General features: G+C 59.3%; 13 protein-coding genes and 3 pseudogenes. 5 read left to right on the top strand and 11 right to left on the bottom strand.

Annotated features, from left to right (window positions below; translation table 11 throughout):
• Nucleotides 1–4 precede the first annotated feature (4 nt).
• Genes ACZYSM_RS01170 through ACZYSM_RS01160 form a run of 3 tightly spaced genes read right to left on the bottom strand, consistent with a single transcriptional unit; the run spans nt 5 to nt 1768 of the window.
• Nucleotides 5–277 carry a phosphopantetheine-binding protein gene (locus tag ACZYSM_RS01170; RefSeq protein ID WP_489068030.1) on the bottom strand — a complete coding sequence of 91 codons (273 nt, stop codon included), beginning with the start codon at nt 275–277 and terminating at the stop codon, nt 5–7.
• Nucleotides 270–1067: a lysophospholipid acyltransferase family protein gene (locus ACZYSM_RS01165; RefSeq protein ID WP_489068028.1), complete on the bottom strand. Its 798-nt coding sequence runs from the start codon at nt 1065–1067 to the stop codon at nt 270–272. Before ACZYSM_RS01165 ends, ACZYSM_RS01170 begins: the two co-directional genes overlap by 8 nt.
• Nucleotides 1043–1768: a beta-ketoacyl synthase chain length factor gene (locus ACZYSM_RS01160; protein WP_489068026.1), complete on the bottom strand. Its 726-nt coding sequence runs from the start codon at nt 1766–1768 to the stop codon at nt 1043–1045. Before ACZYSM_RS01160 ends, ACZYSM_RS01165 begins: the two co-directional genes overlap by 25 nt.
• Nucleotides 1769–2155: 387 nt before the next feature.
• On the opposite strand from ACZYSM_RS01160, the gene ACZYSM_RS01155 reads away from it, so the two are divergent.
• Nucleotides 2156–2926 (top strand): ParA family protein, encoded by a 771-nt coding sequence (locus ACZYSM_RS01155; protein ID WP_489068024.1) that lies wholly within the window; start codon nt 2156–2158, stop codon nt 2924–2926.
• A 151-nt stretch (nt 2927–3077) separates the two neighbouring features.
• Here the strand turns inward: ACZYSM_RS01155 and trxC are convergent, their stop codons facing one another.
• The 7 genes and pseudogenes from trxC to ACZYSM_RS01120 all read right to left on the bottom strand — a co-directional run.
• A complete protein-coding gene (gene trxC, locus ACZYSM_RS01150; protein WP_489068022.1) occupies nt 3078–3512 on the bottom strand; it encodes a thioredoxin TrxC in 435 nt (144 codons plus the stop codon).
• Nucleotides 3513–3668: 156 nt separating this feature from the next.
• Entirely contained in the window at nt 3669–4187 is a 519-nt protein-coding gene (locus tag ACZYSM_RS01145) for an Hcp family type VI secretion system effector (protein WP_489068020.1), read from the bottom strand.
• Nucleotides 4188–4557: 370 nt separating this feature from the next.
• Complete coding sequence (gene selO / locus ACZYSM_RS01140) at nt 4558–6021, bottom strand: protein adenylyltransferase SelO (protein WP_489068018.1); 1464 nt, start codon at nt 6019–6021, stop codon at nt 4558–4560.
• Nucleotides 6022–6079: 58 nt separating this feature from the next.
• Nucleotides 6080–9427, bottom strand: a complete 3348-nt coding sequence (gene mscK, locus ACZYSM_RS01135; RefSeq protein WP_489068016.1) for a mechanosensitive channel MscK — start codon at nt 9425–9427, stop codon at nt 6080–6082.
• 34 nt (nt 9428–9461) lie between these two features.
• Entirely contained in the window at nt 9462–11204 is a 1743-nt protein-coding gene (locus ACZYSM_RS01130) for a potassium/proton antiporter (protein WP_489068014.1), read from the bottom strand.
• Nucleotides 11205–11442: 238 nt separating this feature from the next.
• Nucleotides 11443–12042 (bottom strand): annotated as a pseudogene (locus tag ACZYSM_RS01125) (methyl-accepting chemotaxis protein); the annotation flags it as partial.
• Between the two features lie 303 nt (nt 12043–12345).
• Nucleotides 12346–13002: pseudogene (locus ACZYSM_RS01120) on the bottom strand (MCP four helix bundle domain-containing protein); the annotation flags it as partial.
• A gap of 342 nt (nt 13003–13344) precedes the next feature.
• On the opposite strand from ACZYSM_RS01120, the gene ACZYSM_RS01115 reads away from it, so the two are divergent.
• From ACZYSM_RS01115 to ACZYSM_RS01100, 4 genes and pseudogenes are all read left to right on the top strand, one after another.
• On the top strand, nt 13345–13575 hold the full coding sequence (locus ACZYSM_RS01115; protein WP_489068012.1) for a hypothetical protein: 231 nt from the start codon (nt 13345–13347) through the stop codon (nt 13573–13575).
• Complete coding sequence (locus tag ACZYSM_RS01110; protein ID WP_489068011.1) at nt 13572–13874, top strand: cell division protein ZapA; 303 nt, start codon at nt 13572–13574, stop codon at nt 13872–13874. Before ACZYSM_RS01115 ends, ACZYSM_RS01110 begins: the two co-directional genes overlap by 4 nt.
• A gap of 66 nt (nt 13875–13940) precedes the next feature.
• Nucleotides 13941–15059 (top strand): annotated as a pseudogene (locus ACZYSM_RS01105) (HAMP domain-containing protein); the annotation flags it as partial.
• Between the two features lie 18 nt (nt 15060–15077).
• Entirely contained in the window at nt 15078–15923 is an 846-nt protein-coding gene (locus ACZYSM_RS01100; protein ID WP_489068275.1) for a methyl-accepting chemotaxis protein, read from the top strand.
• 135 nt (nt 15924–16058) lie between these two features.
• On the opposite strand, the gene ACZYSM_RS01095 is transcribed toward ACZYSM_RS01100, so the two are convergent.
• On the bottom strand, nt 16059–17861 hold the full coding sequence (locus ACZYSM_RS01095) for an acyl-CoA dehydrogenase (RefSeq protein WP_489068009.1): 1803 nt from the start codon (nt 17859–17861) through the stop codon (nt 16059–16061).
• Nucleotides 17862–18039: the final 178 nt, after the last annotated feature.

The following is an 18039-nucleotide window of genomic DNA, read 5'->3' as shown; positions in this document are numbered from 1 at the left end:
GGTCTCAAGCTGCCTGTTTTGCAGTGACGAAAGCCGCAAGGCTGGCCACACTGGTGAAGTGATTGCGGGTGTCATTGGCGTCGGCATCGATCTTGATACCGTACTTTTTCTGAATCGCCAGACCGAGTTCGAGGGCGTCTACCGAATCCAGGCCCAGGCCTTCACCGAAAAGAATCTGCTCGTTGCCGATATCTTGTGCGCTGATGTCTTCGAGGCCCAGGGCGTCGATAATCAACAGTTTGATTTCATGCTGAAGGTCATGCTGTAGATCACTCATCTTCGGCGAGCTCCTTAATAAAGTAGTGGTGCAGATAATCGTTGAGCTTGCGCGAGGCCTGCGGTGCAGGACCTTGCGTTGCAAAGGTCTGTGGATCTATATCGGCGCCGACACGGAAACTGAAGTGCACGCGGCGCGGCGGGATGCGATACCAGGGTTCGGCTTTGGTCAGAGTGGTCGGGCAGACCTTGATGATCACAGGGGTCACAATTCTCGCACCACGCAGGGCGATTGCTGCGGCGCCCCGATGAAAGGCCGGCGGTTGGCCTGGCCGGGTGCGGGTGCCCTCGGGGAAGATAATCAGTGTCTGCCCGCCTCGCAAAGCATCTGCGGCGGCATCGAGCATTTCCATGCTGCCGTCATTGCTGATGTATTCGGTGGAACGCAGCGGGCCACGAGTGAAGGGGTTTTGCCAGAGACTTTGCTTGACTACGCAGTTGGCGTTGCGCACCAGACCGATAAGAAACACTACATCGATCAGCGACGGGTGGTTGGCGATGATTATCTGTCCCGGGCGGCCGAGTTTTTCCGCGCCTTCGACCTCATAGGTCAGTACTCCGGTGCGGGCCATGAAGCGGATAAAAAACCAGAACAACCGACCGATAGTGCGCCGTGCCCGTTGTCGATGCACCTGAGCATTGCCCGGCAGGCGGTTGAGCAGCGGAAAAACCACCAGTCGCAGACATAACCCGACCACGCCGAACAGCGCAAAGCTTGCGGCAGTAGCCAGCAGGCGCCAGTAATAGGCGTCACGTTTTTTACCGTTTATTGATTGCGTTGCCAGTTCCATACACGGCTCTTCCAGGCATGTTGGCAGGTGGTCTGCTCATTGAGCAGAATACGCAATAGATTCAGGGCGTGGGGCCAGTCGGCTTTGGGTGCCTGGCCAGTGGCGCTGCTCAGCGACAGCTGCCAGTCGTTGCCCGGGGTCAGTAACAGGCCGACGGCATACGGGAAGGGCACATCGTCAACCCAGGTGGCGTAGGCCTCGGGCGGCTGCTCTTCAGTGACCACCAGCAACACCGCCGGCGCGCCTTCGTTGAGCAGCGCGGCGGCTTCTAGCATGCCGTGCTCCAGCCCGTCGCCAGCAGCGGCGAGGGCGGTCATTTCACTGGTTTCGCCGCGCATGATCGACCACAGGCCGATCACCGCGTTATGCACCGACAGGCTGAACTGGGTCGGCGACAACGGCTGGTTGGCGGCCAGCTCGAGGAGAATGTCAAAGCTGCGCGGGGTTTCGCCGTGACGGGAAATAAAAACCAGTGGTAGCTGTTCACGGCCCTCGGCCAGTGGCCAGCCAACACTGAAGGCCATCCGCGCCAGGCGACTGAGACGTCGGCGTTGCATCGCCGGGAGAAATGAGACGTCGGGGGCGGCATCGCTGCTGTCGAGCACGACCGGTTGTCGGCTCCAGCTCTGCCAATCGCCCACGCTTTCGAGCCCAGGAGCCCAGGCGCGCCATTGGGCGATGTTGAATTTGATCTCAGACATTCATTCCGCCCCTGCGGGCTTCCTTGACGCGATGGATCGCCTTGGGCGACCGGCGCTACATGGCGCTATCGCCGAGTGATGCGCATTATCCCGGCACAGCTGACTTGTAGCAAACACTGGTTACATTTTGCTCAATGTAATTGACACATTTTCCAGGAAAAAGTGCCGTTTGGTGATTGTCCGGATTTTCGCAGCCGCATCTGTAGGAGCGAGCTCGCGATGGACGTTAACGATAACGCGTGTTTTCTGAACAAACGCGTCGCCCTTGAGTCCATTGCGAGCAATCGAGCGTCGACCGGCTGCTCCGACATCTCCCACCGGCGAGGTAGCTAAGCAGAGGCGTGGGCAACTACACTCGGTCATTCTTTGATACATGGAGGTTTTGACATGCGGCGCGTGGTGTTCAATCAGAAAGGTGGCGTAGGCAAATCCAGCATTGCCTGCAATCTGGCGGCGGTGAGTGCTCATGAAGGCTATCGGACACTGCTGGTGGATCTTGATGCCCAAGCCAACTCCACTCAGTACCTCACGGGGCTTACCGGCAACGACATCCCGATGGGCATCGCCGATTTCTTCAAACAGACCCTGTCCTCCGGGCCGTTCTCAAAGAAAAACCAGGTGGATATATACGAAACCCCGTTCGACAACCTGCACTTGGTCACCGCCACCGCCGAGCTGGCTGACCTGCAGCCAAAGCTTGAGGCGAAACACAAGATCAACAAGCTGCGCAAACTGCTGGATGAGTTGGCAGAGGACTACGACCGGATCTACCTCGATACCCCGCCAGCGTTGAATTTCTACGCAGTGTCCGCGCTGATCGCCGCCGATCGCGTGTTGATTCCCTTCGATTGCGATAGCTTCTCGCGCCAGGCGCTGTACGGCCTGCTGGCAGAAATCGAAGAGCTCAAGGAAGACCACAACGAAGACCTGCAAGTCGAAGGCATTGTGGTCAACCAGTTCCAGGCCCGCGCGAGCCTGCCGCAGCAGATGCTCGACGAACTGATCAGCGAAGGCCTGCCGGTGCTGCCGGTGTACCTGGGCAGCTCAGTGCGCATGCGCGAATCCCATCAGGCCAACATGCCGCTGATCCACCTCGACCCGCGGCACAAACTGACCCAGCAATTCGTCGAACTGCACAACCTGCTGGAAAACGCCTGACCTGTGACGTCTGCGAGATCGCCAGGATCGCAGCCTTCGGCAGCTCCTACAGGTATTGCATACACCTGATAATTTGCGGGTGTAGGCGTCGGCGTAGGAGCTGCCGCAGGTTCGGGCCGCGTTCGGACGATCTTTTGGGGGCTCCCAGTGCTTAGATGCCCTGACTGTGCAACCAGCTCAGTAACTGCGGCAACGGGAAGGCGCCGCTCTGGCGTGCCACTTCCCGGCCGTTCTTGAACAGAATCAGGCTGGGAATCGAGCGAATCCCCAACTGCGCCGACAACTGCTGATTGGCTTCGCTGTCCAGCTTGGCCAGGCGGCACTTGCCCGCCAACTGCCCAGCCGCCTGCTCAAACACCGGCGCAAACGACTTGCACGGCCCGCACCAATCCGCCCACACATCCACCAGTAACGGCAAATCACCCTTGATCTGACTGGCGTAATCGCCCTGTTTCAACTCGAACGGCTTGTGGAGCAACACCTCGGCTTTGCACCGGCCGCACTTGGGCTTGTCGTTCAGGCGTTCGGAGGGGATGCGGTTGAGGCCGTTACAGTGGGGGCAGGGGATCAGCAGTGAGTCGGACATGAGCGGGCTCCGGGAAAAAAGGCGATGAAGCTTATTTGGAGTCGCAGGCGGTGATTATCAAGGCGTGGGGGGCTCGTGAAGCGCACGTACAAGTTCTGATTCTTCAGAATCTAGCCACAACATCGACCAGCAGAGCTGGCCGATGCGGTGCAACGGTTAGCTAGCGACCGGGGTACGCCAGTCATCGGAACCGGAAGTACCGGAGACTTCGTGGGTCCAGGTGATTTTGCGGTAGGTGAAATGAACGTCTTCCAGGTGGGTGAAGTGCGCGTTGTCCGGATCTTGGCAGTTGAGCATGTAATCTTTGGCGTAAACGATGATCGCGTCTTCCAGTTTGGTGGTGTAGTAGTGCTCTTGGGTGCCCGCAGACGAAGTGCGGTACCACTGGATAGTGATCTCGCTCAGATGCTCGCCTGAGGTCAGTGCCGCTTGAATCAGCGGCGAGGCTTTGTCGAAGACTTTAGTGATGCACACGGGTTTGTGAACGCGCTGACCGGTGGGTTGGCCGGACTGTGGGTCACGCGGGATGATCACTTCGTGGCTGAAGCCCTGAACCATAACCTGGTCTTCGTGGCCTTCCTGATAGGTGTTGCCAACGGAGTCGGCGGTAAACGCGCCAGCGGTGATCAAACCTTGTTTGGTGCCGGTGATGGACATATACGCGGGTGTGGCCATGGATGCTCTCCTTGCTTTAGTAGTTGAGGTGCCCGGGAGGCGAAAACGCCCGGTGGGTACCTGACAGTTATCAAGGTCCATGCCACTAAAAAATAATCTATATAAATCAATCAGATAAATATTATCCGAGACGGTTTTTGAGCTTTTTCAGCGATTAGCGAAGAAAGTTGCGCAAGAATTTGCGCACTACTGCGCCAGTTCTTGCGCAGTAGGCTGAGAGGCTTGTGGTGTGTGGCTTATGAGGAGATATCAACAGAGTTATGCACAGGCTACTGTGCGAAAAGTTGCGCATCATGTGAGTGCTGGTTTGTTGATCGTGCTGCACCGAAGTCGCTGGATCATCAACGCAGTCTTTCGAGCCTTGTTGTCTTCATGACGAACAACTGATCTCCAGGTGCTTACCCCATTCAGGTGGGCGTTCTGCGTAGCTTTCCATTTCCGGTTGCTCTTCAAACGGTTTGCTCAGTACGGTGTGTAAGCGGCGAACCTCTTCGTAATTACCGCTTTCAGCCGCGTCGATGGCTTTTTGCGCCAGGTAGTTGCGCAGGATGTAGAGCGGGTTGACTGCGTGCATGCGGGTGCGGCGCTGGTCTTGATCGTCATTGCCTTCACGGGCGACGCGAGCTGTGTAGCGTTCGGCCCAGGCGTCGAAACCTTTGAGGTCAATGAAGTCGTCACGCAGATGAGCGACGGCCAGTTCGGCGGACTCATTGCCCAAGCGACGGAAGAACAGGCTGTAGTCGACGCTGCTGTTTTGCATCAGTTGCAGTAAACCTTCGACGAGTTTCTGGTCGTCGTCTTCGGCGCTGGTCAGCCCGAGGCGGCGGCGCATCAAGTCAAGGTAGTGAGCCTGGTACAGCGGAAAGTACAGGCCAAGGGTTTCGCGCAGGGCGTCGACGCTGATGAACGGCGTCAGGGCCTGAGCCAGCGCGCTGAGGTTCCATTGGCCGATGGGCACCTGGTTACTGAAGGAGTAGCGGCCTTGATCATCGGAATGATTGCAGATGAAATTGGCGTCGAAGTCATCGAGAAAGGCAAACGGGCCGAAGTCGAAAGTGATGCCGAGGATCGACATGTTGTCGGTGTTCATCACGCCGTGGCAGAAGCCATAAGCCTGCCATTTGGCGATCAGCTCGGCATTGCGCTCGACGATCTCGCGGAACATCGCCAGATACGGCTCGGGTTGCTCCAGACATTCTGGAAAATGCATCGCCAGCACATGCTCGCCGAGCTGCTTTTGCTGCTCGGGTTTTTTCGTGTAATAGAAATATTCGAAATGCCCAAAACGCACATGGCTCGGCGCCAGGCGCAGCACCATCGCCCCCCGTTCCTGCTTCTCGCGCCAGACGGGCGTACTCGAGCCAATCACACACAGCGCGCGGGTAGTGGGAATGCCCAGCGCATGCAGCGCTTCAGAGGCCAGGAACTCGCGGATCGATGAGCGCAGTACCGCCCGACCATCGCCCATGCGCGAATACGGCGTTTGTCCGGCGCCCTTGAGGTGCAGGTCCCAATGCTCACCAGCTTCGTTGTAGACCTCGCCCAGCAACAGCCCGCGACCGTCTCCCAGTTGTGGGTTGTAGGAGCCGAACTGATGCCCGGAATAGACCATCGCTCGTGGCTCGGCTTCGGCCCAGAGTTTGTGGCCACTGAACAGTTCGGCGAACACCGGTGTCTCGGCGACGGCGGGGTCGAGGTCCAGCAGCGCCATGGCCGCAGGGCTGGCAACCACCAGCCGTGGCTCGCCGATGGGTTCAGGCAGCACATGGGTTGAGAACGCGTCACCCAGAAGGGCAAAGCGATTGTCGAAGGTCAGTTCGTCGAGGGCTTTCAACGGCCATCTCCAGCAGAATGTCTGAGTATTCTGCTGGGGATTGGCGCGTGGCGTCCAGTCAGTCGAGATGCGCCGATGGTGGCTCGGGTGGGGTCTTGCCTTTATCGGGAGGCGTGGCGGGGTTGACAGCATCGCTGGCCAGCAATATCTGTTCCTGGCCTGTCAGGTTTTTCAGGTGCACATCCACCTGACGGAAAGCGATGTTGATCTTGTGCTTTTTGAACTCGCTGTTGATGAACCGGTTGATTTCATCGAGTGCCGGGTTACGGTCGCCGAGGTCACGGACATGAATACGCAGTTCGTGATCCAGGGTGCTTTCACCGAAGTTCAGGAAGAACACCGAGGGCGAAGGGTCCTTCAACACGCGCGGGTTTTCCATGGCGGCTCTGAGCAGCAGGGTGCGCACCAGCTCCAGGTCCGAATCGTAGCCAACGCCCAGCTTGAGGGTCACCCGGGTCACGGTGTCAGTCAGTGACCAGTTGATCAGTTGCCCGGTGATGAAGGTCTTGTTCGGGACAATGATGTCCTTGCGGTCGAAGTCGGTGATGGTGGTGGCGCGGATGCGGATTTTGCTCACCGTGCCCGACAGGTTGCCGATGGTGATCGTGTCGCCGATCCGGACCGGGCGCTCAAACAGGATCATGATCCCGGAGATGAAGTTGGCGAAGATCTCCTGCATGCCGAAACCCAGACCGACCGAGAGCGCGGCCACCAGCCATTGCAGTTTGTCCCAGCTCACGCCGAGGGTCGACAGGGTGGAGACAAAACCCACGCCGGCAATCACATAGGTCAGCAGAGTGGTCGTGGCGTAAGCGCTGCCCTGGGCCAGGTCGAGCTTGGACAGCACCAGTACTTCCAGCAAGCCTGGCAGGTTTCGCGCCAGGGCCAGAGTGATGCCGATAATGATCAATGCGCCAAGCATGTCGCCGATGCTGATCGGCACCATGCTCATGTTGGCGCCGGTGCCGCTGGTGTATTCGTACAGGGTGATGTTGTCCAGGTACGAGAATACCGTGATCAGGTCTTTCCAGACCCAGTACAGCGCAGCGATGAACCCGCCGAGCAAGGCCAGACGGATCAGTCGCAGGGACTGTTCGTTGACTTTCTCGATGTCCAGCGTTGGTTCTTCGACGATCGCTTCGCCGTCGCCGGCTTCCTTGGCAGCCTGGCGTTTGGTCAGGGCCCGCTGGTAGGCCAGACGCCGCGCCGCGACGGCCAGGCCGCGCACGAAGGTGGCCTCGATCACCAGCCAGAACATCAGTAGGTACAGGGTGTTGATCAACCGGTCGCTGAGTTTCAGTGCGGTGTAGAAGTAGCCAAAACACACGGCAATGAACAAGGCGATCGGCAGCACGGTAAACAGTATGCCGACGGCTTTGCGAAACAGTGAGGCGCTGTTATGCGTCGGGCTGTTGAGCAGCAGGCGGCTGAGCAACCAGGCCATCAAGGCATAGCAGGTCAGCACCACGGCGATGCCGATAACGTCATCCGCCAGGGATGCCGGTTGTAATTCGGCAACCGCCACCACGGCCACCAGCGCCAGTACGACCAGACCAAGACGGCGGATCCAGCCGCGCAGGAATTCCACCTGAGGTCTTTCCCAGCGAAAATGCAGTTCCGCCACGCCGCCCGGTGCAAGGATCCGGTATGCGGTGTAGAACACCAGCCACGCCTGGGCGATCTGCAGCAGGGCGGCACCGAGGTTGGCGTTTTGCCCGCGGGCGTCGATCTGCAGTGCGAAGCCGCACAGGGCCAGGGCCAGCGATACCGGCATCGCCAGCAGCACGTTGATCAGAATCGCCTGCGGTGTGTGCCACTGGCTGTCGCGTTTGAAGTGACCGATGTCCTGGTGAACCTTGTTCAACCGCGCATAGAGGTATTTGCGGCGCCATATCAGGAAGCCGATCAGCAGCACCAGCGGCAGAAACAACAGCGGCCGCTGGGTCAGGCCATCGCCCAGCTCACTCAGGCTCGAAGCCCACGGCAGGGTGGTGACCTGTTTCTCCAGGCGGTCCGGCACACCGCGCATCCACTCGAAGTCCAGCGGCTTGTTGCTGGGGATCCAGAACATCTGTTCGTCGAGGGTCGCACGCAGGCTTTGCGCGGTGCTGAGCAGCTGTTTCTGATTCAGTTGCAGAGTGATGGACTCGTTGAGCACGGCGCTCAGCTCGCGGTTTAGCCGTTCCAGCAGATCGGCGCGGGTGATCGCCAGTTCGAGCAGGTTCTTGCGCAACTGTGGTGTGACTTGTTCTGGCGGCTGGGTCGCCAGCAGGGTTTCGACGTAGCTGCTCGGGCTGCTAAGCAACTCTCGTTGTTGGCTGACCTCAAATTGGTACAAGCGAATGTCGGCGATCTGGTCGGCCAGATCGCCGTCGAGCTTAAGGCGCGGCAGGGACTGCTTTTGCTTGTAGAGGATTTTCGATAACAGCAAGCTACCCCTGAGTACGCTGATTTGCTCATCGAGTGCGGCGTCACTCTGAGTCACGCTGTCGAGTTGCTGCTTGGTTTGCAGGTTCTGCTGGGTCAGCTCGTTGAGACGGTCGGTGCTTTTGAGCAGGTAGTCAGAGAGCTTGAGGTTGGCAGCGCTTTCCGTGGCCAGCAAATTGCTGCCGCCAGACTTTTGCGCTTCGATCGATTGCTGGGTCACCGTCTGTTGAGACTGGGCCAGACGCTTCTGGTTGATCAGAGTTTGCAGGTCCTGGATCTCGCGCTCCATGCGCGCGGTTTTTTCCTGCAGCAAGTCGTGTTGGCTGCTGCCCAGGTCCTGCAGCTGACTGTTGCCCGCCAGTTCCTGACGGCGCAACGGGATCAGCGCGTTCAGTGCGGCCAGTTCAGCGTTGAGTGCATCGCGTTGTTCGGCCGTAAGGGTTTTGCCGTTGTCTTTACCCAACTTGAGGATGCTGTTGATTTGCAGGATGCGGGTCTGGCTGGCGCTGATTTCGGCCTGGGCGCGCTCGGGGCGGGTCTGGGCGGTGATGATCAGGCTGTTGGCATCGGCCAGGGCTTTTTGCAGATCACTTTGCTGGGTACTGCGTTCAGTGAGCATCTGCTCGAGTTGTGGCACCGCCAGGTTGGCGTAGCGTTGTTCGACCGGTACGGCTTTGCTGGCCTTGAGGCGCTCCAGCTCACGCTGGTTTTCGATGCTCTGCTTGGGGGCGGTGCTCAACTGTTGTTTGAGGTCGTTCAGGCGCTTTTCATAATCGTTCCGGTTGGACAGTTGAGTCAGCGTCTGTTGCAGCACCATTTGCAGGGCTTTTTGATCGGCCTCGGGCAGCTTGCGCTCGGCAATCTTGTCCAGGCTCTTCTGGACGGTCTCGGCGGACGGAGGTTCGGCCGCTTGCAGGGTGCCAACGGAGAGACTTAGCCCGAGCAGGGCAATAGCAAATAATGAGCGCAGAGTTGGCATAGAGACCGATCGAAAACGTAACGGAAAAGGGAGTTTAGAGGAACAACCCGGGGCCTGGGCGACTTCCTTCGGGGAATCTGACGCCCACTTTGGCAATCTTGTTCCCGTCCATGACGGCAACCGTCCAAATGGTGTTGTTCCATTCCACCTGGTCGCCGACCACCGGAGCCCCCCCCACTTTCTGGGTAATGAAACGACCCAGCGGTATGTCCGGATCGACCCCTTCGAGTTGCAGCCCGTACAGCGCTGAAACCGCGCCCAGCTGGGCGTCGCCTTCCAGAACGAAGTCGCCGAAGAAGCGCAAATCGAGGCCCCGCTGCGGTGCCTGGCTGAAGAGTTTTCCCAGCGCTGGCAGGTTGTGTTCATGGCCGATAACACACAGCAAATCGCCGACTTCGAGCACGGTACTGCCCGACGGATGGAGCAGTTGCTGACCGCGAAACAGTGCCGCGATGCGCGTGCCTTCGGGCATTTTCAGCTCGCGAAGGGCCGCGCCGATGCACCATTTTTCCGCGCCAAGACGATAAACGAATAGCTCCCACTCACTGGTGACGTGCACTTCGAGGGCAGCCCGGGAGATCGGCGCCGGCTCCGGCGGGACCGTTACCTTCAGCAGTTTGGCGACCCACGGCAGGCTGGTGCCCTGCACCAGCAGCGACACCAGCACGATGAAGAATGCGAGATTGAAGTACAGCTGGGCGTTCGGCAGACCGGCCATCAAGGGGAACACGGCAAGAATGATCGGTACTGCACCACGCAGCCCTACCCACGAGATAAAGGCTTTCTCGCGTCCATGGAAGGCCTTGAACGGCAGCAGGCCGACCATCACCGACAGTGGCCGCGCAAACAGAATCATCCACAGTGCCAGGCTGAGGGCGGGCAGGGCAATGGGCAGCAGATCGTGAGGTGTCACCAGCAGCCCGAGCACCAGGAACATGCCGATCTGCGCCAGCCAGGCCATACCGTCGAGCATATGCAGAATGCCGTGGCGGCTGCGCACCGGGCGGTTGCCGATCACCAGCCCGCACAGGTACACCGCGAGGAAACCGCTGCCGTGCAGGGCGTTGGTCAGGGCGAAGACGACGAGTCCGCCGCTGATCACCAGGATCGGGTAGAGACCGGAGGCCAGCTTGATCCGGTTGACCATTTGCAGCATCAACCAGCCGCCGCTTAGGCCAATGATGCCGCCGATGCCGAACTCGCGGATCAGGTGCCCGAGCAGGCTCCAGTGCAGACCGGTCTCGCCACTGGCAAGCATGTCGATCAGGGTCACGGTGAGGAACACCGCCATCGGATCGTTGCTGCCGGACTCGATCTCGAGACTGGCGGTAACCCGTTCGTTCAGACCTTTGCCGCCCAGTAGCGAGAACACTGCCGCGGCGTCGGTGGAACCGACGATGGCGCCAATCAGCAGGCCCTGGATCAGGTTCAGGTTGAACAGCCAGGCGGCGGCCATGCCGGTCAGCCCGGTGGTGATCAGCACGCCGACTGTGGCCAGCGACAGTGCCGGCCATAACGCCACGCGGAAACTCGCGACCCGGGTGCGCAACCCGCCGTCGAGCAGGATCACCGCAAGGGCGAGGTTGCCGACCAGATAAGCGGTGGGGTAGTTATCGAAGATGATGCCGCCGCCGTCGACGCCAGCGGCCATGCCCACGGCCAGGATGATCACCAGAATCGGGATCCCGAGGCGGGACGAAAGTGAGCTCACCAGAATGCTCGCACCCACCAGCAACGCGCCGATCAAGAACAGGCTGTTGATGGTCGTCGCATTCAATGGCAGCACTCCAGAACCAGAAAGACGGGCACAAACTGACCATGCAGTCTGCGTGCCATCGATTCTAACCTGTTGAAATGTGATGCTGTCAAAAAGCTTTTGGTTCTTCGGACCTTCGCGAGCAGGCTCGCTCCCACAATAGATCTGTGTTGTACACAAACGATGTGAACAACGCGGTCAACTGTGGGAGCGAGCCTGCTCGCGAAAGCGTCAGTCCTGCCGACGCTGCTTCGTGTCGTTAGAGGCTAAAGCGCCCAACCATGTTGTTCAGGTCCAGCGCCAGACGCGACAACTCGTTACTGGCCGCGCTGGTCTGGTTGGCTCCGGTGGCCGATTGCACTGACAGGTCGCGAATGTTCACCAGGTTGCGGTCGACTTCACGGGCGACCTGCGCCTGCTCTTCGGCGGCGCTGGCGATGACCAGATTGCGCTCATTGATTTCGACGATGGCGCTGTTGATGGTGTCCAGCGACAGGCCGGCGCCCCTGGCGATGTTCAGCGTCGATTCGGCGCGTTCGGTGCTGTTGCGCATCGAGCTCACGGCGTGTTCGGTGCCGCTCTGGATGCTGCCGATCATGCGTTCGATTTCGCTGGTGGACTGCTGGGTGCGATGCGCCAGGGCACGAACTTCATCCGCCACTACGGCAAAACCACGACCGGCTTCACCGGCGCGTGCGGCTTCAATCGCTGCGTTCAGCGCCAGCAAGTTGGTCTGGTCGGCCAGGCCACGAATCACGTCCAGCACCTTGCCGATGTCCCGCGACTCTTCCGCCAGGTTGCCGATCAAAGTTGCGGTGCTCTGCACGTCGCCGCTCATGCGTTCGATGGCGCTGACAGTTTCCTGCACCAGATCGCGGCCATCTCCGGCAGACATGGTGGCGTTTTTCGAGGCTTCGGAGGTGCTCACCGCATTACGCGCGACTTCCTCTACGGCGCTGGTCATTTCATTGACGGCGGTGGCGGCCTGTTCGATTTCGTTGTTCTGTTGGGTCAGGCCACGGGCGCTTTCGTCCGTGACACTGTTCAACTCTTCAGCGGCGGACGCCAACTGCGTGGCCGAACCGGAAATCCGCTGCAGAGTGTCCCGCAGTTTTTCCTGCATCTTCGACATGGCCAGCAACAGGCGACCTGCTTCGTCGCTGCCATCGACCTTGATGGGGCGGGTCAGGTTACCTTCGGCGATTGCTTGGGCAGCGCTCAAGGCGTTTGCGATCGGTTGGGTGATGCTGTTGGTCAGCAACCAGGCAAACAGCAACGTCAGGCCGGTGGCGATGACCAACAGAGCGACCACCAGATCGAACGCCGAGGAATACTGATCGGCGGCCTGTTGGTTGGTGTCGATGGTCGCTTGGGAGTTGATCTCCAACAGGCGGTTCAGCACGGTGTTAACCGCTTCGGAGTTGGCCAGCAATTCGGTATTGACCAGCGTGCGCAGTTCGTCGACCTGGTTATTACGCGACAGCGTCTTCATCCGGTCTTCAATTTGGCGGTACTGACCCAGCAATTGCGCGTACTGGTCGTACGCCGCGCGCTCCTGGGGGCTAGTGACCAGCTTTTCGTAGACGGATTGGGCGGCGCGGATCTGCTGGTTGCGAGTGTCGAACAGCTCCATGGTCTTTTGCTGTACGTCCGGCTCGCGGTTGACCAGCAGGCGATAGGACAGCACCCGCAGGCGCAGGGTGAGCTGTATGAACTCATCAAGGCTCTTGATGCTTGGCACGCTGCTCAGGGTGATGTCCTCGGCTGCACCGCGGATCTTGCTCATCTGGTTCAAGGCAAATACACCCAGAATCAACATCAGGCCGCCTATCAAGGCAAAACCGAGGAACGCCCGCGGCGCGATATTCATATTACGAAGGGACATGCTGTTTACCGAAAAAAGCGCATGCGCGCGAGGTGCCAAGACAGGGTATGTGTGGCCTATCGGTCATAAGACTAAAGTCTTGAGCCCCTGCGCGCTTTTGTCGCATGCGGGGCGGTGCGACGAAGCGCCAGGAACCAGATGGATGAATCGCAGTCTTTAACACTCGCAAGCAAGGTTGTCGCCAGGAAAATCAAGGCGTCCGGCCCGGATAACCCTGGCATCCGTGGTGACTTTTCTTTATCGTACGCGCCCTTTGAAAATGCCTGAGAAATCAAAATGTTGGAAGCATCCCTAAGCCAATTGGAACAACTGGTCAGCGACCTGGTGCAACAGAACCAGGAGCTGCTCGGTACGAACGAAACCCTGAGTGCGGAATTGGCCCAGGCCAAGGATGAAAACGAGAGCCTGCAACTGAGCCTGATGGAGCAGGAAGAAAAGCAGGGCGCCACCGTGGCACGCATTCAAGCCCTGGTTGAGCGCGTCAGCACGGGCCCTGTCAGCGCATGAGAAACGGCGCCGACGGGATAAAAGTCGTCTCGATTCTCGGGGAGGACTATTCGATCAAGGCTCCGGCCGGGGAAGAGCAGACCCTGCTGGACGCCGCTTTAATGCTGAAGACCGCTCTGGCTGCTACCAAGAAGAGATATCCGACCCTGATTGGAGACAAGCTGTTGGTGCTGGCGGCAATGAATCTGTGCTCGCAGCAGATCGACATGCAGAAACGGCACAAACAGGAACTCGACCGTTACCAAGAGCAAGTCAACGCCACGGTTGAGGTGATTTCGCGGACGATCGGCCAGGCCTGATCGAATTGAGCACAACCAAGGAATAGACCGCCGGACAAACTGTTTTATAGTTTGTATACAATCGGCATGGCTGTTGCAGTGTTCCAGCCTCTTATTCTTTGGGGGTGCTCCATGCAGTTCTGGCGACGCAGTATTCAATGGCAGTTGATCCTGAGTATGGGTACCGCCTTGCTGGTCAGTATTCTGATCGTGGTTGGCATTTATACCCTGGTGGTCAACCGCCTGGCCCAGAGCTATCTGGTGGAGAAGGCACTGCCCTCCAGCATCGAAGCGATGCGCAATGACATCGAACGGATTCTGGTCCAGCCGCTGACCGCCGCCAAAGACATCGCCAGCAACAGCATGGTGCGCGAATGGTTGGCCGGGGGCGAAAGCAGTGCCCAGACCAATAGCTTTGTCAGCTATCTGGAAGGTATCCGCGCCGAGCACAAAGCCTTTACCGCGCTGATTGCGGGCGCCGAGTCGAGCCACTACTACACCGAAAAAGGTCTTGATCGGACCCTGAACCGATCCAGTCCAAGCGACGCCTGGTTCTATGCCTTCCTCGACAGCGGCCAGCCGCGCACCCTGAACATCGACAAAGACACCCGCACCGGAGAGCTTGCGCTGTTTATCGACCTCAAGGTCGAACAGGCCGGCAAAATCGTGGGCGTTGCCGGGCTGGGCCTAAGCATGCGCGAGCTGTCAGAGTTGATTCAAAACTTCAGCTTCGGTGAGCGCGGCAAGGTCTATCTGGTGCGTTCCGACGGTTTGATTCAGGTACACCCAGAAGCGCAATTCAGCGGCAAACGTCAATTGGCCGAGCAGATCGGCGGCCCGGCGGCGCAGGCTGTGATGGGACATCAAGGGCTGATCAGCAGCAGTTTCGTCCGTGATGGCGAAGATTTCCTGGCCCTGAGCTTACCGCTGCGTGATCTGGGTTGGACCCTGGTGGCTGAAGTGCCGCAGTCGCAGATCTACGCCGAGGCCCGGCGAGCGATGTGGATGACCAGCGCCATTGGGTTGGGTGTGGCTCTGGTTTGCCTGTTATTGGTGGTGTTGCTGGCTCGCGGCCTGGTGCGGCCGATCCGTCAGGTAACAGCGGCATTGGTGGCGATTGGTAGCGGTGGTGGTGATTTGACTCACAGGTTAGATTCTTCTCGAGCCGATGAGCTGGGTGATCTGGCGCGCGGCTTCAATCGTTTCCTCGACAGTCAGCGCGACATGATCGGCGAAGTCCTGGCCACCAGTGAGCGGCTGCGCACAGCGGTCGGGCAAGTCGCATTGGTGGTGGATAACACCGCCGAACGCTCCGGTCGGCAGCAAGAAATGACCGACATGGTCGCCACGGCCGTACATGAGATGGGCCTGACCGTGCAGGAAATCGCGCAAAACGCGGGCAACGCCGCTGTCGCCTCGCAAACCGCTCGCGATGAAGCTTTGCAGGCGCGGGAGGTGGTCGGCGGGTCGATTCGGCATATCGAAAGCATGTCTGATGAAATTGGTGTCGCCGCCGTTGCAGTCGGTGAACTCGCGACTCAGGTAGCCTCCATCGATCAGGTATTGGCGGTGATTCGCGGGATCTCCGAGCAGACCAATTTGCTGGCATTGAACGCGGCGATTGAGGCGGCGCGGGCAGGGGACATGGGCCGCGGCTTTGCGGTGGTTGCCGATGAGGTGCGGACGTTGGCGCGTAGAACCCAGTCGTCTACCGATGAAATCCAGCAGATGATTCAAAGCCTCAAGCAGGGCGCTGAAAACGCCGTGTCGTCGATGCACTCCGGGCAGGCGGCAACCGGTACTGGGGTCGAGTCCAGCCAGCGCACCGGGGCTTCGCTGACGGCGATTACCGGACAGGTCGAGCGTATCAGCGACATGAATCATCAGGTGGCGACCGCTACAGAAGAGCAGTCAGCGGTGACTGAAGAGATCAACCGCAATGTGCAGGGAATTTCTGATCTGGCGCGGGCCACGGCGGGGGAAGTCAGAGCTTGCCGTGAAGACTGTCAGACATTGCAGCGGTTGGCCGATGATTTGGCGCGGCAGATGGGTGGGTTTCGGCTGAGCTGAAAATCGCCTTGGTCGTACCGACGCCATCGCGAGCAGGCTCGCTCCCACAATGGTTCGCGTTTAATCAGGCAGCGCGTTCAAATGTGGGAGCGAGCCTGCTCGCGATTGGATATCAGCTTCGCCACAAAGCCCCGATCAGAACCACTCATCTCGCATCGTCAGGCATACATCATCTCGCGCCTCAAGAATTGCCAGTTCATGATGGCAGCCCGGCACTTCCCAGGTCAGGAAATACCGCGCGGCTTGCAGTTTGCCTTTATAGAAGCTGACATCCGCCGCATGACCCTTAGCCAACCCTTCCACGGCGCGGATCGCCTGCTCCAGCCAGCGCCAGCCGATCACCGTGTGGCCGAAGGCTTTGAGGTACAGCGCCGAGTTGGCCAGGCTGCTGTTGACCTTGCCTTGGCCCAAATCAGTCAGCAGGCCGATGGTCACGCTCTGCAACCGGGCAACCAGTTTCTCGAGTGGCTGACGCAGCGCGTTCAGGGACTCATAAGTCTGGGCGCGTTCGGCAGTGTCAGCGATCAGGCGGATCAATTGCTTGAGCCCGGCGCCACCGTTCTGCGCCAGTTTACGCCCCAGCAGATCCAGTGACTGAATGCCGTGAGTGCCTTCGTGGATCGGGTTCAGGCGGTTGTCGCGGTAATACTGCTCCACCGGGTATTCGCGGGTGTAGCCGTGACCGCCGAGGATCTGGATCGCCAGTTCGTTGGCTTTCAGGCAAAACTCCGACGGCCAGGATTTGACGATCGGCGTCAGCAGGTCCAGCAATTCGTGGGCTTGTTTGCGTTCGGCTTCGGTCTCAAGGGTCGTGGTGTCATCGAACAAGCGCGCCGCATACAGGCCGAGGTCGAAAGCGCCTTCCACGTAGGCTTTCTGGGTCAGCAACATGCGCTTTACGTCGGCGTGCTGAATGATCGAGACCGGTGCGGTATTCGGGTCCTTGCTGTCCGGCAGTCGACCTTGCGGACGCTCGCGAGCGTATTCCAGCGAATAGAGATAACCGGCATAACCGAGCATCACCGCGCCCATGCCGACGCCGATCCGCGCCTCGTTCATCATCTGGAACATGTAGCTCAGGCCGTGGTGCGGTTTGCCCACCAGATAGCCAACACACTCGCTGTTATCGCCGAAGTTCAGCGCGGTGGACGTGGTGCCCTTCCAGCCCATCTTATGGAACAGCCCAGCGAGCAATACGTCGTTGCGCTTGCCGAGACTGCCGTCATCGTTGACCAGGAACTTGGGCACGATAAACAGCGAAATGCCCTTAACCCCCGCAGGTGCATCCGGCAGCTTGGCCAATACCATATGCACGATGTTTTCCGACAATGAGTGATCGCCGCCGGAAATGAAAATCTTGTTGCCCTTGAGCCGGTAAGTGCCGTCGGAGGCGGGTTCGGCGCGGGTGCGGATGTCCGACAGCGACGAGCCGGCATGGGGCTCGGTCAGGGCCATGGTGCCAAAGAAACGGCCGTCGATCATCGGTTGCAGGAAGCGCTGCTTCTGCTCATCGGTGCCGAAACTTTCGATCAGGTTCGCCGCGCCCATGGTCAGAAACGGGTACGAGGTCGACGCCGCGTTGGCCGATTGGAAATGCGCAAAGCAGGCTTGCGAGAGCAGAGTCGGCAGTTGCATGCCGCCCGCTTCGAAACTGCGCGCGGCGTTGAGGAAGCCCGCTTCGAGGAAGGCATCGACCGCTGGCTTCACTTCAGGAATCAGGATCGCTTTACCGTCTTCGTAGCGCGGTTCGTTCTCGTCGCCCTTGCGGTTGTGCGGGGCAAAGAACTTTTCGGCAATGCTCCGTGCTGTGCCGATGGCGGCATCGAAGGTCTCGCGATTGTGCTCGGCGAACCGCTCACGCTGAGTCAGGCCCTCGGCATCGAGGACTTCGTACAGCTCGAAAGCCAGATTGCGGGAACTGAGCAACGTCTCGGACATGGCGGCCTACCTTTTTTGGGGAATGGGCCGAGTCTAGGCGCGGGAAGGGCGTGCTGAACAGGATGATTGATGAGCGTGATGGCGGAGCGCGTGCACCGCTGATCAAATCTGGGAGCAACTGTCTTAATTGCCCTTGTGCCCGCTGCAAAACAATGTGGGAGCGAGCTTGCTCGCGATG

This window comes from Pseudomonas sp. F220, assembly GCF_057813935.1.
This window is presented reverse-complemented; position numbering and strand designations above follow the sequence as displayed.